Genomic DNA, 22,937 nt, shown 5'->3' with positions numbered 1-22,937 from the left:
GCGGATTGGCAATTTGTTTTTCGCTTTTTTTCTAAAAAGTGTACAAGAGGTAGACTTTCGGTTGTGGTATGGTGTAAAATGGAGTAATAAAGTCAAATTATTCAGGAGGAAAATCAGATGCAGGAATACGAGGTCATTCGGGAGATGTTTAATCTTTGTCCCGGAAATCAGATGAGAGATATATTTATAGAAGAAATAGCACTTCCCGACCAGGCGGATTTGGAAAGCTATGTAAGGGAAAAGTTTAAAAATGAAGAACAGCTGACCATTGAACGGACGGATAAAGAGGACGGCAGTGTAGTCTTTGATGTGATGACTGCGGCCATCCATCAGCGTTACACCTTTTCCCGGTTTTGAAGCTTTTAAACATTGCTTTTTCGGCAAGGTCTGTTATAATGAAGTGAGTGCGAGAAAGGAGGAGCAGGATATGGAGCAATATCAGAAGCATCATCAGGAACACACCCATGTGCTGGAAGATGGAACCGTAGTGACTCACAGTCACGGGCATACCCACAGCCATGCACATACCAAAGCAGTGCTGAATCGTCTTTCCCGCGCAATCGGCCATTTGGAATCTATTCGCCGTATGGTAGAAGAGGGCAGGGACTGCAGCGAGGTGCTGATACAGCTTTCTGCCGTGAAATCAGCGATTAATAATACCGGAAAAGTAATTCTTCAGGATCATATCGAACACTGTATCGTAGACGCCATCGAACACGGAGATACAGAAGCTTTGGAAGAATTAAATAAAGCCATTGACCGTTTTATGAAATAATACAGAAAACAAAGATACCAGGAGGAAAAGTCATGAGTGAAGAAAAAAAACAATGTGACAGCAAGACCTGCAGCAAAGAAAGCTGTGCAGGCTGCAGCAGTGCCAAAGGAGGCGGAATTCCCAAGGAAACTCTGAATGCGCATTCCAGCATTAAAAAGGTCATCGGAGTTGTCAGCGGAAAAGGCGGTGTGGGAAAATCCTTTGTCACGGCATCTCTGGCAAATGAAATGGCATACCGGGGATATAAAGTGGGCATTATGGATGCCGATATTACCGGCCCTTCCATTCCGAGAATGTATGGATTAAAAGGTGCAGCAGTAGCAGATGAAAACGGCATTTATCCAATGGAGACAGGCAATGACATTAAGGTCATGTCCATTAACCTGCTGCTTCCACAGGAGGACGCTCCCGTTATTTGGAGAGGTCCGATTCTGGCCAATATGGTAAAACAGTTCTGGACAGATGTGGTGTGGGGGGAACTGGATTATCTGTTCGTAGACATGCCGCCGGGAACAGGCGATGTGCCGCTGACGGTATTCCAGTCTCTGCCCATTGACGGCATTGTCATTGTATCTTCTCCTCAGGATTTGGTACAGATGATTGTGAAAAAGGCTTATAATATGGCCAAAATGATGAACGTGCCTGTATTGGGACTGGTAGAGAACTACAGTTATGTGAAATGTCCGGACTGCGGAAAAGCCATCTATGTATTCGGAGAAAGCAAAGTAGACGCGGCAGCAGCCGAGGTACAGGTTCCGGTTATGGGCAAGATGCCTTTAGACCCGGAGATGGCGGCGGCCGTAGATGCCGGTCAGTTTGCAGGCGTGGTTAATACTTATCTGGGAGATGTGGAAAAATATCTGCCTTAAGGTGCTGTATCTTCCCATAAATAACAGAAAAAACGCAGAAAAAATCAAGTGGAAAAGAATCGGTATTCACATAAGTAACCGGTTCTTTTTTGCGTTTTTAAAGGAGTTTTGAAAAAAATTCATGAAAAGGGAGACAATCTATGTTAAGAAAATGTAAAAAATAACAAAAAAACAGAAGAGAACTGGTAGTACCAGATAAGGCGGAATTTGTTGACAAATGGCAAATTCAGTGTAATAATACCGATAATGCAGAAAGAGGAATGCTGCAGACCAGATAATTTTTCTGAATCTTAACAGATAGAAAGGATGATTGTTTTATGGTAGAGCGCAAAATTAAACTGACTGCAAAAGAAGATGTAAAAGAATTTGTCAACGAAGCCAGCAAATGTGATTTTGATATTGACATATTTTATAACAGAGTAATTATTGACGCAAAATCAATCTTAGGTGTCCTGAGCATGGATTTGACAAGAATTCTTACCGTAAGATGCAATGGCCACGACGAGAAATTTAACAGCTACCTGGATAAATTTGCTGTTGCATAAAATTTCATGATGAGTATTGGAGCCCAGTACAACACACATTCGCAAATATGTATTGGCTAAGACCGCTTTTCCTTTGGGAGAAGCGGTTTTTTTGACGTACACACAGGCGGGTGTTATAATGGTGTGTATGATGAACAAAGAAAAAGAAGTGATTAAAATTTCAGTCCGCAATCTGGTAGAATTTATCCTGAGGAGCGGAAATCTGGACAACCGAAGAACCTTTCAGGCAGACAGGGATGCTATGACCAAAGGCAGCAAAATACACCGGAAAATCCAAAAACAGATGAAGACTTCTTATCGGGCAGAGGTGCCGTTGAAATGGGAGCAGGAATATCAGGAATTTGTGATTGCCGTGGAAGGCCGGGCAGACGGTATTATAGAAGAAGAGGAACGCACAGCCATTGATGAAATTAAGGGCGTTTACATGGATTTGCAGTTTCTGGAAGAGCCTGTATTGGTACACAAAGCACAGGCTATGTGTTATGCATATTTTTATGCAAGTCAGAATCATCTGGAAGAAATTGAGGTGCAGATGACCTACTGTCACCTGGAGTCAGAAGAAATCAAGCGCTTTCAGGAAACCTTTCCCCACAGCTATCTGAAGAAATGGTTTGAAGACTTGATAAATGAATATTATAAATGGGCAGAATTTCAGTACCGCAGGCGAATTGCCCGAAGAGAATCCATGGAAGGGCTGGAGTTTCCTTATCCTTACCGGGAGGGGCAGCGCAGTCTGGTATCGGGCGTGTATCACACGATGGCGGCCGGCCGGCAGCTTTTTATACAGGCGCCTACGGGAATCGGCAAGACCATGGCGGCGGTTTTTCCCGCCGTCCGGGCTGTAGGAGCAGGATATGGAGACAAAATTTTTTATCTGACAGCAAAGACCATTACCAGAACCGTGGCGGAGGAAGCCTTTGCCATTTTAAAAAGCAAAGGGCTTTCTTATAAAACCCTGACCATTACTGCAAAGGATAAGCTTTGCTTCAGCGGAGACGGGGAATGTAATCCTGAAAAATGTCCTGTGGCCAAGGGGCATTTTGACCGGGTGAATGACGCAGTGTTTGAGATTCTGCAGGAAAAGGATACATATTTGCGGGAGGATCTTCTTTTGCAGGCAGAGAAGTATCAGGTGTGCCCTTATGAGATGTGTCTGGACATTTCCACCTGGACGGATGCTATTATCTGTGACTACAACTATGTCTTTGACCCCAAGGTGCATTTAAAACGCTTTTTCGGTGACGGTGTGAAGGGAGATTATCTTTTTCTCATAGATGAAGCGCATAATCTGGTGGACAGGGGAAGAAAGATGTACAGCGCCATACTCTGCAAAGAGGATTTTCTGGAAACCGCCAAGGCCGTCAAGGGTCACAGCATCCGGCTTTTCCGGGTTTTGAACCGGTGTAATAAGCTGATGTTAGAATACAAAAGAGAATGTGAAAACTATGAGGTATTGGAAAATATCGGAGGGCTTTCCCTGCAGCTTATGAATTTGTTGGGGGAAATGGAAAACTTCCTGGAGAAAGAGCATGAGGAAAAGGTACAGAAGGCTGTGCTGGAATTTTCTTTTGAAGTGCGTCATTTTCTGAATATGTATGAACTGACTGATGAAAATTATGTGATTTATACTCATTACGGTGAGGAGGGTCGATTTTTGCTGACCCTGTTCTGCGTCAATCCAAGGAAAAATCTGCAGGAATGTATGAGCAGAGGCAGAGGAACCGTATTTTTTTCCGGGACGTTTCTGCCGCTTTTATATTATCGTTCCTTGTTCAGTATGCGGGACGACGACTATGCCATCTGTGCCAGTTCCCCATTTCCCAGGGAGCATTTAAAAGTGCTGGTTGCCAATGATGTAAGCAGTAAATACACCAGAAGGGAACAGTCCGAATATGAGCGGATGGCAGCGTATCTTCTGCAGATGGTTTCTGCGAAGAAAGGAAATTATTTGATATTCTTTCCCTCTTACCGTATGCTGGAGGACATTCATGCAATCTTTAAACAGCAGGTAGAGCAGAATGGGCTTCCGGTGGAGTGCATCTGTCAGACAAGCGGTATGTCAGAACAGGAGAGAGAAGAATTCTTGGCCTGTTTTGAGGAAGAACAGAGTACGGCGCTGGCTGGTTTCTGTGTCATGGGTGGTATTTTTTCAGAGGGTATAGATCTTACAGGGGAAAAGCTTATCGGTGCAGCCATCATTGGCACAGGGCTTCCACAGGTAGGGTGTGAACGGGAAATTCTGAAGGAATATTATGACAAGAGGGAACAGAGGGGCTTTGATTATGCCTATCGGTATCCAGGCATGAACAAGGTTTTACAGGCAGCCGGAAGAGTCATTAGAACGAAGGGAGATAAAGGGGTAGTGCTGCTCTTAGATGAGAGGTTTCTGCAACGAACTTACCGGGATTTGTTCCCGCCGGAATGGCAGCATTATGAGGTTTGCAATGCACAGAATGTGGGAGAAAAAATCAAAAGATTCTGGGGAGAAAATATCTGAAATACTTGCTCTTTTAGAGGGTGGGGCTTATAATGAGAAAAAAGAAAATTCAGGAAGCGAGGAGAGACAGAACATGAAAGTAATCAGTACAGAAAAAGCACCTGCAGCAATTGGACCTTATTCACAGGCAATAGTCATAAACGGTATGGTATTTACCTCCGGACAGATTCCCTTAAACCCGGCGACCGGTGAAATTATGGGAACTACGGTAGAGGAGCAGGCAGAGCAGGTTATGAAAAACCTGGGAGAAGTGTTGAAGGCAGCGGGAAGCAGCTATGAGAAAGCTGTGAAGACAACCTGTTTTCTGGCAGATATGGGAGATTTTGGCGCTTTTAATGAAGTTTACGGAAAATATTTTACCGGAAAACCGGCTCGTTCCTGCGTGGCGGTGAAAACACTGCCAAAGAACGTGCTTTGTGAAGTGGAGGTTATTGCTGAAATCTAAAGGGGGAAAGTTATCTATGAAATACAGAAAAATACTTCTGATAGCTTCGGCGCTGGTACTTTTAGGTACAGCAGGCTGTGGGAAAAAAGAGACAACCTCCAAAGAGGAACCAAAAGAAACCGTACAGGAAGAGGCACAGGAGGACAAATCCCAGTCTGTAGAAGGGGCAGAGGTGAAGCAGGAAGAGATACCTGCCAATCAGAACCTGCTTACCGGACTGGCTGATTTATCAGAAGGTGCCGTTGGCAAGCGTCCGGTGGCGGTTATGGTCAACAATGTGCAGAAAGCAATGCCCCAGTATGGGGTGTCCCAGGCGGATGTGATTTTTGAAATTCCTGTAGAGGGAGATGCCACCAGATTTATGGCGCTGTACGGAGACTACACCAAAGTACCGCAAATCTGCCCTATCCGAAGCTGTCGTTATTACTTCCCGGCTTTATCTCAGGGCTTTGACGCCTTCTATGTCAACTGGGGAATTGATGATACCATAGCAGAGTATCTGGAAGCTTTGGATTTAGACCAGATTGAAGGAATTACCAACACAGGGGGACTGTTTGGAAGAGACCAGGAGAAATTAAACCAGGGATATTCTCTGGAACACACCGGTTACTTTGACGGAACCAAACTTCCGGCTTATATTGAAGCAAACCATCTGCGGACAGATTTAAAAGAGGAGAAAAAGGGAACTGCTTTTCCCTTTAACGGTATGGACGAGCAGGTGAAACCGGAGGGAAAAGACTGTACCAGCGTGGATATTCAGTTTGGCGCACAGTCTTCCCAGTTTACCTATGATGCAGAGAAAAAGGTATACTTAAAGCAGATTAACAATACCCCTCAGACGGATGGAAAGACAGGAGAACAGCTGGCTTTTACCAATGTATTTGTACTGGAAACCGACATTTCCGTAAGAGATGAGGTGGGGCATAAGGAACTGGACTGGGATGGTTCTGAAAATTCCAAAGGATATTATGTATCAAACGGAGGTGTTCAGGAAATCCACTGGTCTAAGGAAAGTAATAACGAGGAGTCCTATCTGTCTTTCTATGACCAGTCCGGTAAAGAAATCAAGCTGAACAGAGGAAAAACGTATATTGCTTTAAACTATAAGGATAAAGCATCTTTTCAGTAAAAAACAGGCAGGCGGAGTTATCTCATAAGTGTTTATGGGGCAGCCCCGTCTGTTTTCAAGTACAGGCAGGAGGCGTGTATGGAAAAGAAATCAATTTTGAGCAATAAATATTATCTGTATCTCACAGAATTTTTTGCAGGTATGGCGGTTATGGCTGTGGAACTGGGAGCCAGCAGACTTCTGGCTCCTTATTTCAGTTCTTCCCAGATTGTGTGGACCATTATTATCGGAACGATTATGATAGCTATGGCTCTGGGAAATATCTGGGGCGGACGAAGCGCAGACAAAGACCCCAATCCGGACCGGCTGTACAGAAGAATTTTAATCGCGGCGGTATGGATTGCCCTGATTCCCGTGGTGGGAAAATATATTATTCTGGGAGTATCCGGACTTCTGATATTCACAGTGAGCAACAATTTTCTGATTCTTGCGGCTTTTGCAGCCTGCATGATTATTTTTGTATTTCCGCTGTTTCTGCTGGGAACGGTTACCCCTTCTCTGGCAAAGTACACGGTGGATAGTCTGGAAGACAACGGGAAGATTGTGGGAACTTTAGGTGCATTCAATACAATCGGAAGTATTATCGGAACCTTTCTTCCTACCTTTGTCACCATTCCGGTTGTGGGAACGGCGGTTACCTTTCTCATTTTTTCCGGTGTATTGCTGGTGCTTGCACTGATTTATTTCTTTCAGACAGGAAAGAAAAAACGCAGCTGTGCAGCAGCTCTCGTGGTTTTTCTTTTATGTGCAGTGCTGGGAAACCGCAGTCATTTTGCATTCTGGGAACAGGACCTTTTATATGAGGGAGAGTCTGTCTACAATTATCTGCAGGTAAAAGAAACAGAAGAAAATGTGGTGTTGTCTACCAATGTGCTCTTTGGTGTGCAGTCTGTAATGCAAAAAGAAAAAGGGCTTACCGGTATGTATTACGACACGGCCATGGCTGCGCCCCTGATGGCAGATACCGGGGAGAAAGAGAAATTGGAAGTATTAATTCTGGGTATGGGAAGCGGAACTTATGCCAGACAGTGTCAGGCTTATTTTCACAATCTGTCTATGGAGGGTGTGGAAATTGATGAGAAGATTACAGATCTTTCCAGAGAATATTTTGACCTGCCTCAAAATGTAAACGTGACGACCTATGACGGAAGAGCCTATCTTCAGGCAGTGGATAAAAAATACGATGTGATTATGGTGGATGCTTACCAGGACATTACCATTCCTTTTCAGATGTCAAGCAGGGAATTTTTTACTCTGGTGAAGGAGCATCTGCATACAGACGGAGTCATGGTGGTTAATATGAATATGCAGGCAAAAGGAGAGGGAAATATCAACGATTATCTGTCAGATACCATTTCTGAGGTCTTTCCTGCTGTATATACAGCAGATGTGGAAGGAACCACCAACCGGGAACTTTTCGCTTCGGCCAACTGTGAAATTAAGGAAAATCTGGAAAAGAATACTGCAAAAATACGGGACAGAGAACTGCAGAACCTGATGTATGAGGTTTCACAGCAGCTGACGCCCTGCAAAAAAGGGGAATATATTCTTACAGATGATAAAGCGCCTGTAGAACTGCTGGGTATTCAGGTCATTGATGGGATTATTGAACGGGAAGTGGAATATTACAAAGGCATTTACGAAGAACAGGGGCTTTCGGGACTTTTGGAAATGCTCTAGTCAATTTCCAGGTAAAGTGTTAAAATAGGAATGCAAAAAGCAAGAATGCAGAGGAGGAAAACCTTATGAGCGAATATCAGATTACCTGCTGTTCCACAGCAGATATGCCGGCGCAGTATTTTGAAGAGAAAAAGATACCTTTTGTATGTTTTAATTTCCTGATGGACGGCGTGCAGTATCCCGATGATTTGGGAAAATCCATGCCTTTTAAGGAATTTTATAAAAAAATCGCCGATGGGGCAGAACCTACCACGGCTCAGGTAAATACTCAGCAGTATATGGAATTGTTTGAGCCGATTCTTCAGAAAGGTCTGGATATTTTGCATCTGACACTGTCAAGCGGTATTTCCGGAAGTATTAATTCTGCCAATATTGCAAAAGTGCAGATGGAAGAAAAATATCCGGGCAGAAAAGTCAGGATTATTGATTCTTTGTCTGCTTCTTCCGGATACGGTATGCTGGTGGACATGGCCCTGACAAAGCAGCAGGAAGGACTGAGCCTGGAAGAAAACGCTTCCTGGCTGGAGGAAAACAGAAACAAGCTGCACCATTGGTTCTTTTCTACAGACCTGACCAGTTTTATTCGGGGCGGCAGAATTTCCAAAGTCTCCGGTTTTGTAGGACAGGCGTTAAATATCTGTCCGCTGATGAATGTCAATTCCGAAGGGAAACTGATTCCCAGAAGCAAATACAGAGGAAAGAAGCAGGTTATCCGGGAAATGGTAAAACGCATGGAGGAGCATGCCAAGGGAGGAACGGCTTACAGCGGAAAGTGCTTTATATCCTGCTCAGCCTGCGAAGAAGACGCGTGGAAAGTGGCAGATATGATAGAAGAAAAATTTCCGAATCTGGATGGGAAAGTCTTAATAAACAGTATCGGAACGGTTATCGGTGCCCATACAGGTCCGGGGACCGTGGCTCTGTTCTTCTGGGGAGATGAGAGAACCATCTGATGTAAAAATATAAAACTTGTGTAAAATCTGCGTGGGATTGTCGAAAAATGCTTGCGCCGGTTGAGAAAGGGTGCTATATTGGAACGGATACATTGCGTGTTGGAAAAAGGATAGAAGGAGAGTTTTATGTTAGAAAAATACCTGATTGTATTTTTTGTTTCTATGGTACCCCTGATTGAACTTCGAGGTGCGATTCCCATTGCAGAAGGGCTGGGATTGCCTTTTGTACAGTATTATATTGTGGCTATTCTCGGAAATATGCTTCCGGTTCCGATTATTTACTTCTTTGCCAGAAAAGTGCTGGTGTGGGGAGCTGACAAACCGGTTATCGGAAAATTTTTTACCTGGTGTCTGGATAAAGGGGAAAGAGGCGGTAAAAAGCTGCAGGAGAAAGCAGGAAAAGGCCTCTTTGTAGCCCTGCTGCTCTTTGTAGGCATTCCACTTCCGGGAACAGGTGCATGGACAGGAACGCTGGCGGCCAGCATTCTGGATATGGATTTCAAATCCAGCGTGATTGCCGTTATGCTGGGCGTAATTCTGGCCGGTATTATCATGGCGGCTGTAAGTATGGGAGCTTTCGGTGCGTTGGGAGCAATTTTTTAAGAAAAGACTTGCATTTTAGATATGTTTTGAAAGAAAAGGTGATAAGGAAAGGCATCATTCTGAACTTGTTTTAGAATGATGCCCTTTTAATGTGTTTCAATATCCATTGGAAGATACCTCGTAAAAATTATTTTAATGGGTGTTTGTTTACGTTTCTGGTGGTCCGTACCGTCCTTTCTTTTGTATTATGAGTAAAACGTTAAGCTTTTGGTGGAATCAATCCTTTCTGTGTTTTCTTCTCTTGGTTTATTTGATAATTGAATTATAACAGTAAAATTATGATTTGTCAATATTAAAAATAGAAAAAAATAAGAAAAAATAAAATAAAACTGTTATATTATTTTTTATATATAAAAAATCAGAAAATTACAACAATTTCAAAAGTGGAAAAAAGAGAAAAACAATGGTATAATGCATAGTGAAAAAAGAAAGCATGGTGGAAAATATGCAGATTACAAAAGCGAAAACAGAAGATTTAGCGGAAATTATGGAAATATATGGAAGGGCAAGGGTTTTTATGCAGGAACACGGAAATCCAAGCCAATGGAAAGAAGGATATCCGTCCACAGAACTGGTAAAAAAAGATTTGGAGAACGGAGAGTTGTATGTCTGCCGGGAAGGACAAGATTTGGCAGGTGTGTTTATGTTTTCCATGCAGCCAGACCCTTGCTATGAAAGAATCGAAGCCGGAGCATGGAAAAATGACAGACCTTATGGTGTGATGCACCGTATGGCATCTGCAGGAAAAGTCAGAGGCGTGGCTTCTTTTTGTCTGGACTGGTGTTATGCCCGGTGCGGCAATGTGCGGGGAGATACGCACCGAGAAAATACAGTGATGCAGCAGGTTTTCGAGAAAAACGGATTTGAAAGATGCGGTATCATTTATGTGGAGGACGGTTCTCCAAGAATTGGATATCAGAGACAGAAGGAGGCGCAGGCAGATGCATTTGCTGCAAAGAAATGACCCCTGTTGGTGCGGCAGCGGTAAAAAATACAAGAAATGTCATTACGCATTTGATGAAAGATTAAAATTTTATGAGTCACAGGGAGTACTGGTACCTTGTCATGAGATTCTGAAAACACCGGCACAGATTGAAAAAATTAAAGAAAGCGCCAAAATCAATGTGGAGATTCTGGATTATGTGGCAGAGCACATTAAGGCAGGTGTTACGACACAGGAAATTGACGACTGGGTATCTGCCATGACAGAAAAAGCAGGGGCTGTTCCTGCACCTTTAAATTACGATGGATTTCCCAAGAGTGTGTGTACTTCTATTAACGAGCAGGTGTGTCACGGAATTCCTTCTAAAGATGTTGTTCTGAAAGAAGGAGACATTATTAATGTAGATGTGTCTACAATTTTAGACGGCTATTTTTCAGATTCCTCCCGTATGTTCTGTATCGGAGAAGTCAGCAGCGAGAAGAAAAAGCTGGTGGAGGTGACAAAGGAATGTGTGGAGAAAGGTCTGGAAAAAGTAAAGCCCTGGGGATATCTGGGAGATATGAGTCAGGCGGTGTATGAGCATGCGCACGCGAACGGCTATTCCGTGGTAAGAGAAATCGGCGGACACGGGGTAGGCCTGGAGTTTCATGAGGACCCCTGGGTGGGATATATCCAGAAAGCCGGAACAGGTATGCTCATGGTACCGGGAATGATTTTCACCATTGAACCTATGATTAATATGGGAACCCATGAAATCTATACCGATGACACGGACGACTGGACCGTGTATACGGATGACGGGCTGCCTTCAGCTCAGTGGGAAATTATGGTACTGGTGACTGAAGAAGGCAGTGAAGTACTCTGCTGGTAAGATGAAAATACTGAAATTAGAGATAGACAAAAAGCTGGCAGGAAAATCCCTGGAAAAAATTCTGAGGGAAAATCTGGGACTGAGCAGGCGGGAAGTCAGCCGGGCAAAATTTCAGCCAAAGGGTATCTGTATAGATGGAAAACGGCAGAGAATTACTTACAGACCTTCTGTGGGGCAGAATCTGGAGGTGTGTCTGGCGGAAATGCAGGAAGAGAAAAGCCGGGTGAAACCCTGTGCAGGGAAACTGGAGATTCTCTACGAGGACAGAGATTTGCTGGTGGTGGAAAAGCCGGGAGGCATACCCTGCCATCCGGGGCGGGGACATTATGAGGATTCTCTGGGAAACCGGGTGGCAGATTATCTGCAGAAACAGGGAGAAGGAGGCGTTGTCCGGGCTGTGGGAAGGCTGGATAAGGATACCGCTGGTCTTATGGTGTATGCCAAAAATCAGATGGCAGCGGCGCGGCTGTCTGCACAGAAGCAGGACGGGCGTTTTCAGAAAATTTATTATGCACTGGCGAAAGGACAATTAGAGCAAAGGGAAGGGGACATTACTGCTTCTATTGCCCTTATGCCCGGAGACAAGCTGAAAATGCAGATTCACCCACAGGGCAAAACGGCCTGCACCAGATACGAAGTGCTGAAAGAAAGAGAGAATTGTACGCTGGTAAAGTGCAGGATATTTACGGGGAGGACACACCAGATCAGGGTGCATATGGCTGGGATAGGACATCCTCTTTTGGGAGATGTGCTTTACGGGGACGGTCAAAATCCGGTATTTGACGGACTGGCTCTGTATGCCGGGAAAGCGGAGTTTTATCAGCCGTTTACGCAGGAGAAAATCGTGCTTTGGGGAAGAGACGTAAAGAGGTGGGGAATACAGAGGTATTTTAGATAAAAATAGAAAAGAGGTAAAAATTATGGCAAAAGTATGTGTATTTACAGCAGATGGATTTGAAGAAATCGAAGGTCTGACTGTTGTGGACCTTTTAAGAAGAGCAGGGGCCGAAGTGCAGATGGTATCCATCAGCAATACAAAGACAGTGACAGGTTCCCACAACATCGTTCTCCAGGCAGACGTTCTGTTTGAAGAAGCGGATTACAGCAAGATGGACCTGCTGGTGCTTCCGGGCGGTATGCCGGGAACGCTTCATCTGGGAGAACATACAGGGCTTTGCAGACTTCTGCAGGATTTTGCAGCTGAGGGGAAGAAAGTGGCAGCTATCTGTGCAGCTCCAAGTGTGTTGGGAGCACTGGGGATTTTAAAAGAAAAAAAAGCAGTCTGCTATCCGGGATTTGAAGAAAAACTTACCGGCGCCCAGGTGGGGACGCAGGAGGTAGCAAGAGATGGAAATATTACCACCAGCAGAGGTCTGGGCACAGCCATTCCCTTTGCATTGGAGTTGATTTCCCAGCTTTACGGGGAAGAAAAAGCCCGGGAAATCCAAAAATCTATTATTTTCAGAGAAAATTTATAAAAATTTCGTGAAAACCCTGTAGAAATCGGGGGATACGAAAAAAAACACTGGCGTTTTCCAAACCCTTGTGCTATACTGTGTTAATGACTGTAAGTATGAAAAAAGCGCTGTTTTCTGCTGTTTTGGCAGGGCAGATGCATATAGAAATTCAAGGAGGAATTCATAACAATGAGTGTACAGGTAGAAAACTTAGAAAAGAACATGGCAAAACTTACTGTTGAAGTTGCCGCAGAAGATTTTGAAAAAGCAGTGCAGGCTGCATACATGAAAAACAGAAACAAAATTACAATCCCAGGCTTCCGTAAAGGAAAAGCTCCTCGCGTGATGATTGAAAAAATGTACGGCGCAGGTATCTTCTTTGAAGATGCAGCAAACGCTTTGATTCAGGCTGAATATCCAAAGGCAGCAGAAGAAAGCGGACTGGATATCGTTTCTCAGCCGGAAATCGACGTTGTACAGATTGAAAAAGGAAAAGCCTTTATCTTCACAGCAGAAGTAGCTGTAAAACCGGAAGTAACTTTAGGTGAATACAAAGGACTGGAAGTAGAAATTTCTTCTGTAGAAGTAACAGAAGAAGAAATCGCTGCTGAATTGAAAAAAGAGCAGGAAAACAACTCCAGAACAATCGATGTAGATGACAGAGCTGTAGCACAGGGCGATATGGTAACTCTGGACTTTGAAGGCTTTGTTGACGGCGTTGCTTTTGAAGGCGGAAAAGGAACAGACTATCCGCTGACAATCGGATCTAATTCCTTCATTCCTGGATTTGAAGAACAGTTAGTAGGCGCTGAATTAAATGTAGAAAAAGAAGTAAACGTTACTTTCCCGGAAAACTATCATGCAAATGACCTGGCTGGAAAACCGGCTGTATTCAAATGCACAGTAAAAGCTATCAAAGTGAAAGAACTTCCGGAATTAGATGACGAATTTGCAAAAGATGTTTCTGAGTTTGACACACTGGAAGAATACAAAGCAGACATTGCCAAGAACTTAAAAGAACGCAAAGAATCTGTTGCAAAACGCGAAACAGAAGACAAAGCAGTAGACGCTGTTATTGAAAACGCACAGATGGATATTCCGGAAGCTATGATTCAGAACCAGATTCAGCAGTTAATGCAGGATTTCATCAGAAGAATGCAGTCCCAGGGATTATCTATTGACCAGTATTACCAGTTCACAGGTCTGGACAATGCAAAAATCCAGGAACAGATGAGACCACAGGCGTTAAAGAGAATCCAGAGCCGTCTGGTATTAGAGAAAATTGCAGAAGTGGAAAACATTCAGATTTCTGATGAAAAATTAGAAGAAGAATTAAAATCCATGGCTGAAATGTACAAAATGGAAGTAGAAAAATTAAAAGAAGTAATGGGTGACTACGAGAAAGAACAGATTAAGAAAGACATGGCTGTTCAGGAAGCAGTTACTTTAGTTGCTGAATCAGCAAAAGTTGTTGAGAAGAAAGAAGAAGCAGCAGAATAATACATGCTGTGTTTGACAGAATAGGAGGAGTTTCATGAGTTTAGTACCATACGTCATTGAACAGACAAGCCGCGGTGAAAGAAACTACGACATCTATTCCAGATTGTTAAAAGACAGAATTATTTTCCTCGGAGAAGAAGTAACCGATGTATCAGCCAACCTGATTGCAGCACAGCTTCTTTTTCTGGAATCAGAAGACCCGGGAAAAGATATCCACTTATATATCAACAGTCCGGGCGGTTCCGTTACAGCAGGCATGGTGATTTATGACACCATGCAGTACATTAAATGTGATGTATCTACTATCTGTATGGGACTTGCTGCCAGCATGGGTGCATTCCTTCTGGCCGGCGGTACAAAAGGAAAGAGAATGGCCCTTCCCAATGCGGAAATTATGATTCACCAGCCTTCCGGCGGTGCAAAGGGTCAGGCAACAGAGATTGACATTGTGGCACAGCAGATTCTGAAAACCAGAACCAGATTAAACACAATTCTGGCTCAGAATACAGGCCAGACTCTGGAAACGATTGCCAGAGACACAGAAAGAGACAATTATATGACAGCCCAGGAGGCAATGGCATATGGATTGATTGACTCTGTAATCGAGCATAGATAATGACAGAAGAGAAGACTCCTGCAGAAATTTGCGGGGGTCTTTCGGCTTTAAAAGAAGAAAAATGGAAACAGAAAGGGAAAAAACATGGCAATGAAAGGAAACGATACAAGAATCAGATGTTCCTTTTGTGGAAAGACAGAAGACCAGGCAAAAAAACTGATTGCAGGTCCAAACGGCACCTATATCTGTGATGAGTGTGTGGGAATCTGTTCGGAAATCATAGAGGAAGAACTGGGGGCAGAGTACAGCAACATGGCTTCTGACGAAATTAACCTGCTGAAACCACAGGAAATTAAGGCATTTCTGGATGAGTATGTCATTGGACAGGATGAAGCGAAAAAAGTGCTTTCGGTTGCAGTTTACAACCACTACAAACGTGTGCTGGCAGGCAGAGGCGCGGATGTGGAACTGCAGAAGAGCAACATTCTTATGCTGGGTCCTACCGGTTCTGGTAAGACGCTTCTGGCTCAGACGCTGGCAAGACTGCTGAATGTGCCTTTTGCCATTGCCGACGCAACCACTCTGACCGAAGCCGGTTATGTGGGCGAGGATGTGGAAAATATTCTGCTGAAAATCATTCAGGCAGCAGATTACGATATAGAACGTGCCCAGTATGGCATTATTTATATTGACGAAATTGACAAAATTACCAGAAAATCGGAAAATGCCTCCATTACCAGAGACGTATCCGGAGAAGGAGTACAGCAGGCTCTTTTGAAAATTGTAGAGGGAACGGTGGCTAACGTACCGCCTCAGGGCGGCAGAAAACACCCGCAGCAGGAGTTTATCCAGATTGATACCACCAATATTCTGTTTATCTGCGGCGGCGCTTTTGAAGGGCTGGATAAAATTATCGAAACCAGAAAAGATACAAAAGCCATTGGTTTCAATGCAGAAATCCGTACACCGGGCAAACATAATGTGGGAGAACTTTTAAAAGAAGTCATGCCCCAGGATTTGGTGAAATTCGGACTGATTCCGGAATTTGTGGGCCGTGTGCCGGTAGTGGTATCGTTGGATGCATTGGATAAGGACGCCCTGGTGAAGATTCTGACAGAGCCGAAAAACTCTTTGGTGCGTCAGTATCAGACCTTGTTTCATCTGGATGGTATTCATCTGGACTTTGAACCGGAAGCGCTGGAAGCCATTGCGGATAAGTCTATGGAGAGAAAGACGGGTGCCAGAGGTCTGCGTGCTATTATGGAAAATTCCATGATGGATTTGATGTACAAGGCGCCTTCAGATGAAAGCATTACCGGCTGTACCATTACAAAAGAACTGGTGGACGGCACAGGGGAAGCAAAGCTGGAATACAGAGAACTTCCGGCAACAGCCAGAAGAAGCAAAAGCGGCAGCCGTAAGAAAAAAGAGTCACCGGAAATCGCATAGAGAAATCGTACAGGAATAAGGAGGTGCGAGCATGAGCGACATCATACAGCATTTACCGGCAATCGCCCTTAGAGGTACAACCATTCTTCCTGACATGATTGTCCATTTTGATGTAAGCAGGGAAAAATCCATGAAGGCCATTGAAAAGGCCATGGTTCAGGACCAGAAGGTCTTTCTCATCACCCAGAGAGACCCTGAAACAGAGGAACCTGCACAGGAAGATTTATATAAAATCGGTACCATCGCAGAAATCAAACAGCTTGTAAAGACAAAGAAAAACATGATTCAGGTTCTGGTGGAAGGACAGGAAAGAGGAGAACTTTTAAGATTTGAAGAAAATCCCCTGTATCTGGAAGCTGAAATTGCCCTTTTTGAAGAAGAACAGGAAGAACCGGAGGGCAATGTTAAAGAAGCTATGCTGCGGGGAATAAAAGAACTTTTTGTCCGTTACTGCAATGAAAATCCAAAGCTCAGCAAGGATTTGGCAGGACAGATTCTGGAACTGGAGGATGTCAGGAGAGTCATTGACCAGATTGCCGTGAATCTTCCCATGAAATATGAGGATAAACAGAAAATTCTGGAGGCTGTCAATCTGGAAGAGCGTTATGAGGTGCTGGGCGGAATTCTGTGCAATGAAATCGACATTATGCAGATTCGCACAGATTTAAACAGCAAAGTCAAGGAGCGGGTGGATAAGAACCAGAGAGACTATATTCTCCGGGAACAGTTAAAAGTTATCAGGGAAGAACTGGGGGACCAGGATACTTTGTCAGAGGCAGACCAGTTTAAGGAACAGGTGTCAAAACTGAAAGCCTCCAAAGAAGTGAAGGAGAAAATCAACCGGGAAATTGACCGCTTTAAAAATGCGGCAGGTATGCAGGCAGAGGCGGGAGTTATCCGAAGCTATATTGAAACCTTACTTTCCCTGCCTTGGGATAAGGTGTCCAGAGATAACAAAAATCTGGCAAAAGCCAAGAAAATTTTGGAAGAAGACCACTATGGCCTGGAAAAGGTGAAAGAGCGTATTATGGAATTTCTGGCTGTGCGAACCCTGACGAAAAAGGGAGAGAGTCCGATTCTCTGTCTGGCAGGACCGCCGGGAACCGGAAAGACTTCTATTGCACGTTCCGTAGCCAGGGCGCTTGACAAGGAGTATGTGCGCATGTCCCTGGGCGGCGTCCGGGACGAGGCGGAAATCCGCGGTCACAGAAGAACCTATATCGGCGCTATGCCGGGCAGAATTGCCAACGGACTGATACAGGCCGGGGTGAAAAATCCTCTCATGCTTCTGGATGAAATTGATAAAGTGAGCAGTGATTACAAAGGAGATACCTCTTCTGCGCTTTTAGAGGTGTTGGACAGCGAGCAGAACAGGAAATTCAGAGACCATTATGTGGAAATCCCGTTGGATTTGTCGGAGGTGCTTTTCATTGCCACAGCCAATGATTTGCAGACTATTCCGCGGCCGCTTTTAGACCGTATGGAGGTTATTGAAATCAGCAGCTATACCCAGAACGAAAAAGAGCATATTGCCAGAGAACATCTGATTCCAAAGCAGATAAAAGCCCACGGATTAAAAGAAAACCAGCTGCTTATTTCTGATGAAGCGCTGAGGGAAGTCATTGCGGGCTATACCAAAGAAGCGGGTGTGAGAAGCCTGGAGAGAAAGCTGGGTGAAATCTGCAGAAAGACAGCCAGGAAGATTCTGGAGGACAAGGAAGAAACCATCAGTGTAAACGTGGACAATCTGGAAAGTTTTCTGGGAAGAGCCAGATACACATACCAGAGGAAGAATAAGACGGATGAAGTGGGAATTGTACGGGGACTGGCCTGGACCAGCGTCGGAGGTGATACCCTGCAGATAGAGGTGAACCTTATGCCGGGAAAAGGAGAATTTCTTCTGACCGGGCAACTTGGGGACGTGATGAAAGAATCTGCCCAGGCAGGTATCAGCTATATTCGTTCCGTAGCAGAGGAATATGGCATTAAGCCGGAATTTTTCCAGAAACATGACTTACATATCCATATACCGGAAGGGGCAGTGCCAAAAGACGGCCCGTCTGCCGGTATTACCATGGCTACGGCCATGCTTTCTGCCATGACCAACACACCGGTGAAAGCCAATGTGGCCATGACGGGAGAGATTACCTTGAGAGGAAGAGTGCTTCCTATCGGAGGCCTGAAGGAAAAGCTTCTGGCAGCCAAGAGCGCAGGTATGAAAAAGGTTCTCATTCCTTTTGAGAATCAGGCAGATGTGGAGGAACTGGACGAGGAAATCACAGGCGGCATGAAAATCGTGCCTGTGAAAACCATGAAAGAGGTTCTGAAACATGCCCTGGTATAAAGAAAAAATTTGGAGGAAAACACATGGTTATTAAACATGTAGCGCTGGACATCGTCTGCGGCATCACCAGTACCCTTCCCAAAAACGAAGTTCCGGAAATTGCATTTGCAGGAAAATCCAATGTGGGAAAATCGTCGCTGATTAATGCACTGATGAACCGGAAGGCCCTGGCGAGAACCAGTGCTTCTCCGGGAAAGACCCAGACCATTAATTTTTATAATGTAAACCACGAGATGTATCTTGTGGATTTGCCGGGGTACGGCTATGCCAAGGTATCCCAGTCCGTAAAAGAGCAGTGGGGAAAGCTGATTGAGCGGTATCTGCACCAGTCTAAGCAGTTAAAGGCAGTATTTCTGCTTATTGACATCCGTCATGACCCGTCTGAAAATGACAGGACCATGTACGACTGGATTGTACAAAACGGATACCAGCCCATTATTATTGCAACAAAAGCGGACAAACTGAAAAGAAGCCAGGTGGCGAAACATGTGAAGGCAGTTAAGACAGGCTTAAATCTGCTCCCCGGCACCAGAGTGATTCCTTTCTCTGCACAGACCAAGCAGGGAAGAGAGGAAATCTGGGCTTTGGCAGAAGAACTTTTATTCGGTCCCAAAGAGGACCAGACAGAGGGAGAAAGCTGAAAATATGCTGAAGGGAATTATTTTTGATATGGACGGGGTGCTGATTAACAGCGAGCCCTTCCATTTCCAGGTGTGGAAAGAGACCTTGAAAGCAAGGGGAATCCACATAGACTATGAGGTTTATAAGCCCTGCATCGGTTCAACGGTAGGTTTTCTCATGGAACTTTTGCATGAGCATTATCAGGTAGATGTACAGGATACAGCCCTGATAGCCGAGATGAAGAGTATGAAAAAGAAAATGATTGAAGAGAGAGGGTATCCTTCTTTGATTCCCTGGGTGAAGGAGTTTCTGGAAAGGCTGCAGGAGGCGGGATATGTGCTGGCTGTGGCTTCTTCATCCCCCCTTTCTTATATCAGAAATGTGACAGAGCACTGGGGAATTGACAGGTATTTTCAAAAACTGGTCAGTGGGGAAACTGTGAAGCACCCCAAGCCGGCACCGGATGTTTTTCTGAAAACAGCAGAAATACTGGGGCTGTCTCCAGAAGAATGTCTGGTTATCGAGGATTCGGAAAACGGTTGTAAAGCCGCAAAAGCGGCGGGTATGGCTTGTATGGCTTATTATAACCCCGATTCCGGGAAACAGGATTTAAGCACAGCTTTTGCACTTGTGGAAGGATTTGAAGAGGTGGACAGCGCCTTTGTGGAAAAAATTTACTGTCACTTTCATCATTTACCAGCCAAAGTGTGTGAGACAAACCGGCTTCTTATTCGGGAAATGGAAAAAGGAGATATTCCTAGAATGATGGAAATCTGTTCTCAGGAAACCTCCGCAGATGCCTGTGAGGGTGTGGCAAAACCCCTGAAGGAAGAACTGGAAGACTTTGAGATGTATCGGCGCTATATGTATGAACTCTGTGACATGGGTTACTGGTGCATACTGGAAAAGGCTTCCGGGGAAATTATAGGGAGAGCAGGGGTAGAACCTAAACTCTGGAATGATAACAAAACAGTGGTGGAGCTTGGCTATATGATAGATGAAAAATTCCGGAGAAGGGGATTTGCCTACGAGGCCTGCAGAGCCATTGTGGAGGAAGCAAAAAAAAGAGGGGCTTTTTATCTGTACTGCAGGATAAAAAGCGCCAATATGCCGTCGCTGGAACTGGCGCGGAAGCTGGGATTCCAGAAAATAGACTATCACCTGGAGGGAGACAGCGAAGATATGGAAGTGTGGAGGTGTGCCTGCCATGGGAATCATTAAAGCCAGAAACGTAAAATATGACTACATAAAATATGACGACAGCGGACAGCCCTCGGAAATCTATAGGGCTGTAGATGATGTGAATCTGGACATTTCAAAGGGACAGTTTATCTCTATTCTGGGACATAACGGTTCCGGAAAATCTACGCTGGCGAAACATATCAATGCCCTTTTAGTTCCTACAGAGGGAACTCTTTGGATTGACGGCATGGATACTAAATCTGTGGAGAAGCTGTGGGAAATCCGCCAGAGAGCCGGCATGGTGTTTCAGAACCCGGACAATCAGATTATCGGAACCGTGGTAGAGGAGGATGTGGGATTTGGCCCGGAAAATATGGGGATTCCCACGGAAGAAATCTGGAAGCGGGTGGATAAAAGCCTGGAAGCCGTGGGCATGACGCCTTTTCGCCACCGCTCTCCCAATAAGCTGTCCGGAGGGCAGAAACAGAGGGTAGCCATTGCGGGAGTGATGGCTATGCACCCGAAATGCATTGTGTTGGACGAGCCCACCGCCATGCTGGACCCCAATGGACGAAAAGAAGTGCTGCAGGCGGTTCACGAACTGAATCGAAAGGAAGGCATTACGGTGGTGCTTATTACCCATTACATGGAGGAAGTCATTGACTCTGATAAAGTGTTTGTCATGGATCACGGCCATGTGGTCATGCAGGGGACACCCAGGGAAATTTTCTCCAGAGTGGAGGAATTAAAAACATACCGTCTGGATGTACCCCAGGTAACACTTCTGGCATATGAACTGAGACAGGAAGGGCTTTTTCTTCCTGAGGGAATACTTACAATAAAGGAATTGGTGGATGCGTTATGTCATTGCGATTAGAACATGTTACTTATACTTACAGCCCCGGTTCTGTATATGAAACCCATGCCTTAAAGGATGTTTCTCTGGAAATACCCTCCGGGCAGTTTCTGGGGGTTATCGGACATACAGGAAGCGGAAAATCCACATTGATTCAACATTTTAACGGACTGATGCGCCCTACCGTGGGAACTGTGTATTATAAAGGGGAAGATATCTGGCAGGAGGGATATTCCCTGAAACGCCTGCGAAGCCAGGTGGGCCTGGTATTTCAGTACCCGGAGCATCAGCTTTTTGAAGCCGATGTACTTTCTGATGTGTGCTTTGGGCCGAAGAATCAGGGCTGTTCCAAAGAAGAGGCAGAGGAGAGAGCCGTTCGGGCCCTCCAGCAGACTGGTTTGAAGGAAAAATACTATAAAAGTTCCCCATTTGAACTTTCCGGGGGACAGAAGCGGCGGGTGGCTATTGCAGGCGTACTGGCCATGGAACCGGAGGTGCTGATTCTGGATGAGCCTACCGCAGGTCTGGACCCAAAAGGAAGAGACGAAATTCTGGATCAGATTGCCTGGCTGCACACAGAGAGGAATATTACCGTTATCCTGGTGTCTCACAGTATGGAGGATATTGCCAGATATGTAGACCGGATTCTGGTAATGAACAAAGGGGAAAAGGCTTTTGACGGAAAGCCGGAGGCAGTCTTTTCCCACTATAGGGAACTGGAAGAAATCGGTCTTGCAGCGCCGCAGATTACTTATATTATGCAGGCACTTCGCAAGGCGGGGATTCCGGCAGATACATCGGCCATTACCGTAAAAGAGGCAAAAGAGAGTATTTTAAAGGCACTGGGGAGAACGAAACATGATTAGAGACATTACAATTGGACAGTTTTATCCGGCAGATTCCATTCTGCACCGTTTGGACCCGCGGGTGAAATTCATCGGAACTTTTTTATTTCTGATTTCCCTTTTTGTGGCGGATTCCTTCTGGGGATATGCCCTGGCCACGGTTTTTCTTGCGGCTGCTATTGGACTCTCCAAGGTTCCGGTGAAATTTATGCTGAAAGGGTTAAAGCCTCTGTTTATCATTCTGCTGATTACTGTGCTGTTTAACCTGTTTCTGATTCCGGGGGAAGTGTTGTGGAGTGCAGGATTTTTAAAGATTACCAGAGAAGGAGTGGTACAGGCTGTGAAAATCGGTATCCGCCTGATTTATCTGGTTATCGGTTCTTCCATTATGACACTGACAACAACGCCTAATCAGCTTACCGACGGCATGGAAAAGATTCTGGCGCCTTTAAATAAAATCAAAGTGCCTGTGCATGAAATTTCCATGATGATGTCCATTGCCCTTCGCTTTATTCCTATTTTGATGGAAGAAACAGATAAGATTATGAAAGCGCAGATTGCCAGAGGTGCGGATTTTGAAAGCGGCAACATCATTCAGCGCGCTAAAAGTATGGTGCCCCTTCTGGTGCCCCTGTTTATCTCCGCATTTCGCCGGGCCGATGATCTGGCCATGGCTATGGAAGCCAGATGTTACCACGGCGGGGATAACCGGACGCAGATGAAGCCTTTGGTTTATCACAGAAGAGATTACGCGGCTTATGTGATTTCTGTCCTGTATCTGGGAGCCGATATTGCTCTGAGAGTATTTCTGTAAAAG

The 22,937-nt window shown here is 44.9% G+C and carries 23 protein-coding genes; all 23 read left to right on the top strand.

Annotated elements, in window-relative coordinates:
• Positions 1-117: 117 nt before the first annotated feature.
• The 23 genes from WBS51_RS12190 to WBS51_RS12080 all read left to right on the top strand — a co-directional run bounded on the left by WBS51_RS12190 (position 118) and on the right by WBS51_RS12080 (position 22,934).
• Positions 118-357, top strand: coding sequence for a hypothetical protein (locus tag WBS51_RS12190; protein ID WP_173747620.1), 240 nt, complete (start codon positions 118-120; stop codon positions 355-357).
• 70 nt (positions 358-427) lie between these two features.
• Entirely contained in the window at positions 428-775 is a 348-nt protein-coding gene (locus WBS51_RS12185) for a metal-sensing transcriptional repressor (RefSeq protein ID WP_173747618.1), read from the top strand.
• 32 nt (positions 776-807) lie between these two features.
• Complete coding sequence (locus WBS51_RS12180) at positions 808-1,644, top strand: Mrp/NBP35 family ATP-binding protein (protein WP_173747616.1); 837 nt, start codon at positions 808-810, stop codon at positions 1,642-1,644.
• Between the two features lie 317 nt (positions 1,645-1,961).
• Positions 1,962-2,189: an HPr family phosphocarrier protein gene (locus tag WBS51_RS12175; protein ID WP_111920924.1), complete on the top strand. Its 228-nt coding sequence runs from the start codon at positions 1,962-1,964 to the stop codon at positions 2,187-2,189.
• Between the two features lie 118 nt (positions 2,190-2,307).
• Positions 2,308-4,686 (top strand): ATP-dependent DNA helicase, encoded by a 2,379-nt coding sequence (locus WBS51_RS12170; RefSeq protein WP_294461360.1) that lies wholly within the window; start codon positions 2,308-2,310, stop codon positions 4,684-4,686.
• 73 nt (positions 4,687-4,759) lie between these two features.
• Positions 4,760-5,131: a RidA family protein gene (locus WBS51_RS12165; protein ID WP_173747614.1), complete on the top strand. Its 372-nt coding sequence runs from the start codon at positions 4,760-4,762 to the stop codon at positions 5,129-5,131.
• A gap of 16 nt (positions 5,132-5,147) precedes the next feature.
• Positions 5,148-6,260 (top strand): DUF3048 domain-containing protein, encoded by a 1,113-nt coding sequence (locus WBS51_RS12160; RefSeq protein ID WP_173747612.1) that lies wholly within the window; start codon positions 5,148-5,150, stop codon positions 6,258-6,260.
• Between the two features lie 78 nt (positions 6,261-6,338).
• Positions 6,339-7,940 carry a spermidine synthase gene (locus WBS51_RS12155; protein ID WP_173747610.1) on the top strand — a complete coding sequence of 534 codons (1,602 nt, stop codon included), beginning with the start codon at positions 6,339-6,341 and terminating at the stop codon, positions 7,938-7,940.
• Positions 7,941-8,005: 65 nt separating this feature from the next.
• Positions 8,006-8,893: a DegV family protein gene (locus WBS51_RS12150; RefSeq protein ID WP_294461355.1), complete on the top strand. Its 888-nt coding sequence runs from the start codon at positions 8,006-8,008 to the stop codon at positions 8,891-8,893.
• A 126-nt stretch (positions 8,894-9,019) separates the two neighbouring features.
• Positions 9,020-9,496 (top strand): COG2426 family protein, encoded by a 477-nt coding sequence (locus tag WBS51_RS12145; protein ID WP_173747606.1) that lies wholly within the window; start codon positions 9,020-9,022, stop codon positions 9,494-9,496.
• A gap of 418 nt (positions 9,497-9,914) precedes the next feature.
• Positions 9,915-10,460 (top strand): GNAT family N-acetyltransferase, encoded by a 546-nt coding sequence (locus tag WBS51_RS12140; RefSeq protein WP_302702869.1) that lies wholly within the window; start codon positions 9,915-9,917, stop codon positions 10,458-10,460.
• Positions 10,438-11,310: a methionyl aminopeptidase gene (locus WBS51_RS12135; protein WP_294461348.1), complete on the top strand. Its 873-nt coding sequence runs from the start codon at positions 10,438-10,440 to the stop codon at positions 11,308-11,310. The genes WBS51_RS12140 and WBS51_RS12135 overlap by 23 nt, the downstream gene beginning before the upstream one ends.
• Position 11,311: 1 nt before the next feature.
• Positions 11,312-12,208: an RluA family pseudouridine synthase gene (locus WBS51_RS12130; RefSeq protein WP_294461345.1), complete on the top strand. Its 897-nt coding sequence runs from the start codon at positions 11,312-11,314 to the stop codon at positions 12,206-12,208.
• Between the two features lie 22 nt (positions 12,209-12,230).
• Positions 12,231-12,788, top strand: a complete 558-nt coding sequence (locus WBS51_RS12125) for a DJ-1 family glyoxalase III (protein ID WP_173747598.1) — start codon at positions 12,231-12,233, stop codon at positions 12,786-12,788.
• 168 nt (positions 12,789-12,956) lie between these two features.
• Positions 12,957-14,267 (top strand): trigger factor, encoded by a 1,311-nt coding sequence (gene tig, locus WBS51_RS12120; RefSeq protein WP_173747596.1) that lies wholly within the window; start codon positions 12,957-12,959, stop codon positions 14,265-14,267.
• A gap of 34 nt (positions 14,268-14,301) precedes the next feature.
• The gene (gene clpP / locus WBS51_RS12115; protein WP_173747594.1) at positions 14,302-14,883 is read left to right on the top strand and encodes an ATP-dependent Clp endopeptidase proteolytic subunit ClpP; all 582 of its coding nucleotides are present in this window, start codon (positions 14,302-14,304) and stop codon (positions 14,881-14,883) included.
• Between the two features lie 84 nt (positions 14,884-14,967).
• Positions 14,968-16,272 (top strand): ATP-dependent Clp protease ATP-binding subunit ClpX, encoded by a 1,305-nt coding sequence (gene clpX, locus WBS51_RS12110; protein ID WP_173747592.1) that lies wholly within the window; start codon positions 14,968-14,970, stop codon positions 16,270-16,272.
• Positions 16,273-16,303: 31 nt separating this feature from the next.
• The gene (gene lon / locus WBS51_RS12105) at positions 16,304-18,616 is read left to right on the top strand and encodes an endopeptidase La (RefSeq protein ID WP_294542661.1); all 2,313 of its coding nucleotides are present in this window, start codon (positions 16,304-16,306) and stop codon (positions 18,614-18,616) included.
• A 23-nt stretch (positions 18,617-18,639) separates the two neighbouring features.
• Positions 18,640-19,257 (top strand): ribosome biogenesis GTP-binding protein YihA/YsxC, encoded by a 618-nt coding sequence (gene yihA / locus WBS51_RS12100; RefSeq protein WP_173747588.1) that lies wholly within the window; start codon positions 18,640-18,642, stop codon positions 19,255-19,257.
• Positions 19,258-19,261: 4 nt separating this feature from the next.
• Positions 19,262-20,458, top strand: coding sequence for a GNAT family N-acetyltransferase (locus WBS51_RS12095; RefSeq protein WP_173747586.1), 1,197 nt, complete (start codon positions 19,262-19,264; stop codon positions 20,456-20,458).
• The gene (locus WBS51_RS12090) at positions 20,445-21,296 is read left to right on the top strand and encodes an energy-coupling factor transporter ATPase (RefSeq protein WP_294461331.1); all 852 of its coding nucleotides are present in this window, start codon (positions 20,445-20,447) and stop codon (positions 21,294-21,296) included. Before WBS51_RS12095 ends, WBS51_RS12090 begins: the two co-directional genes overlap by 14 nt.
• Positions 21,281-22,141: an energy-coupling factor transporter ATPase gene (locus WBS51_RS12085; RefSeq protein WP_173747582.1), complete on the top strand. Its 861-nt coding sequence runs from the start codon at positions 21,281-21,283 to the stop codon at positions 22,139-22,141. The genes WBS51_RS12090 and WBS51_RS12085 overlap by 16 nt, the downstream gene beginning before the upstream one ends.
• Positions 22,134-22,934, top strand: a complete 801-nt coding sequence (locus tag WBS51_RS12080; RefSeq protein WP_294461326.1) for an energy-coupling factor transporter transmembrane component T family protein — start codon at positions 22,134-22,136, stop codon at positions 22,932-22,934. Before WBS51_RS12085 ends, WBS51_RS12080 begins: the two co-directional genes overlap by 8 nt.
• Positions 22,935-22,937: the final 3 nt, after the last annotated feature.

This window comes from Blautia acetica (genome assembly GCF_038739805.1).
Classification (GTDB): Bacteria; Bacillota; Clostridia; order Lachnospirales; family Lachnospiraceae; genus Blautia.
This window is presented reverse-complemented; position numbering and strand designations above follow the sequence as displayed.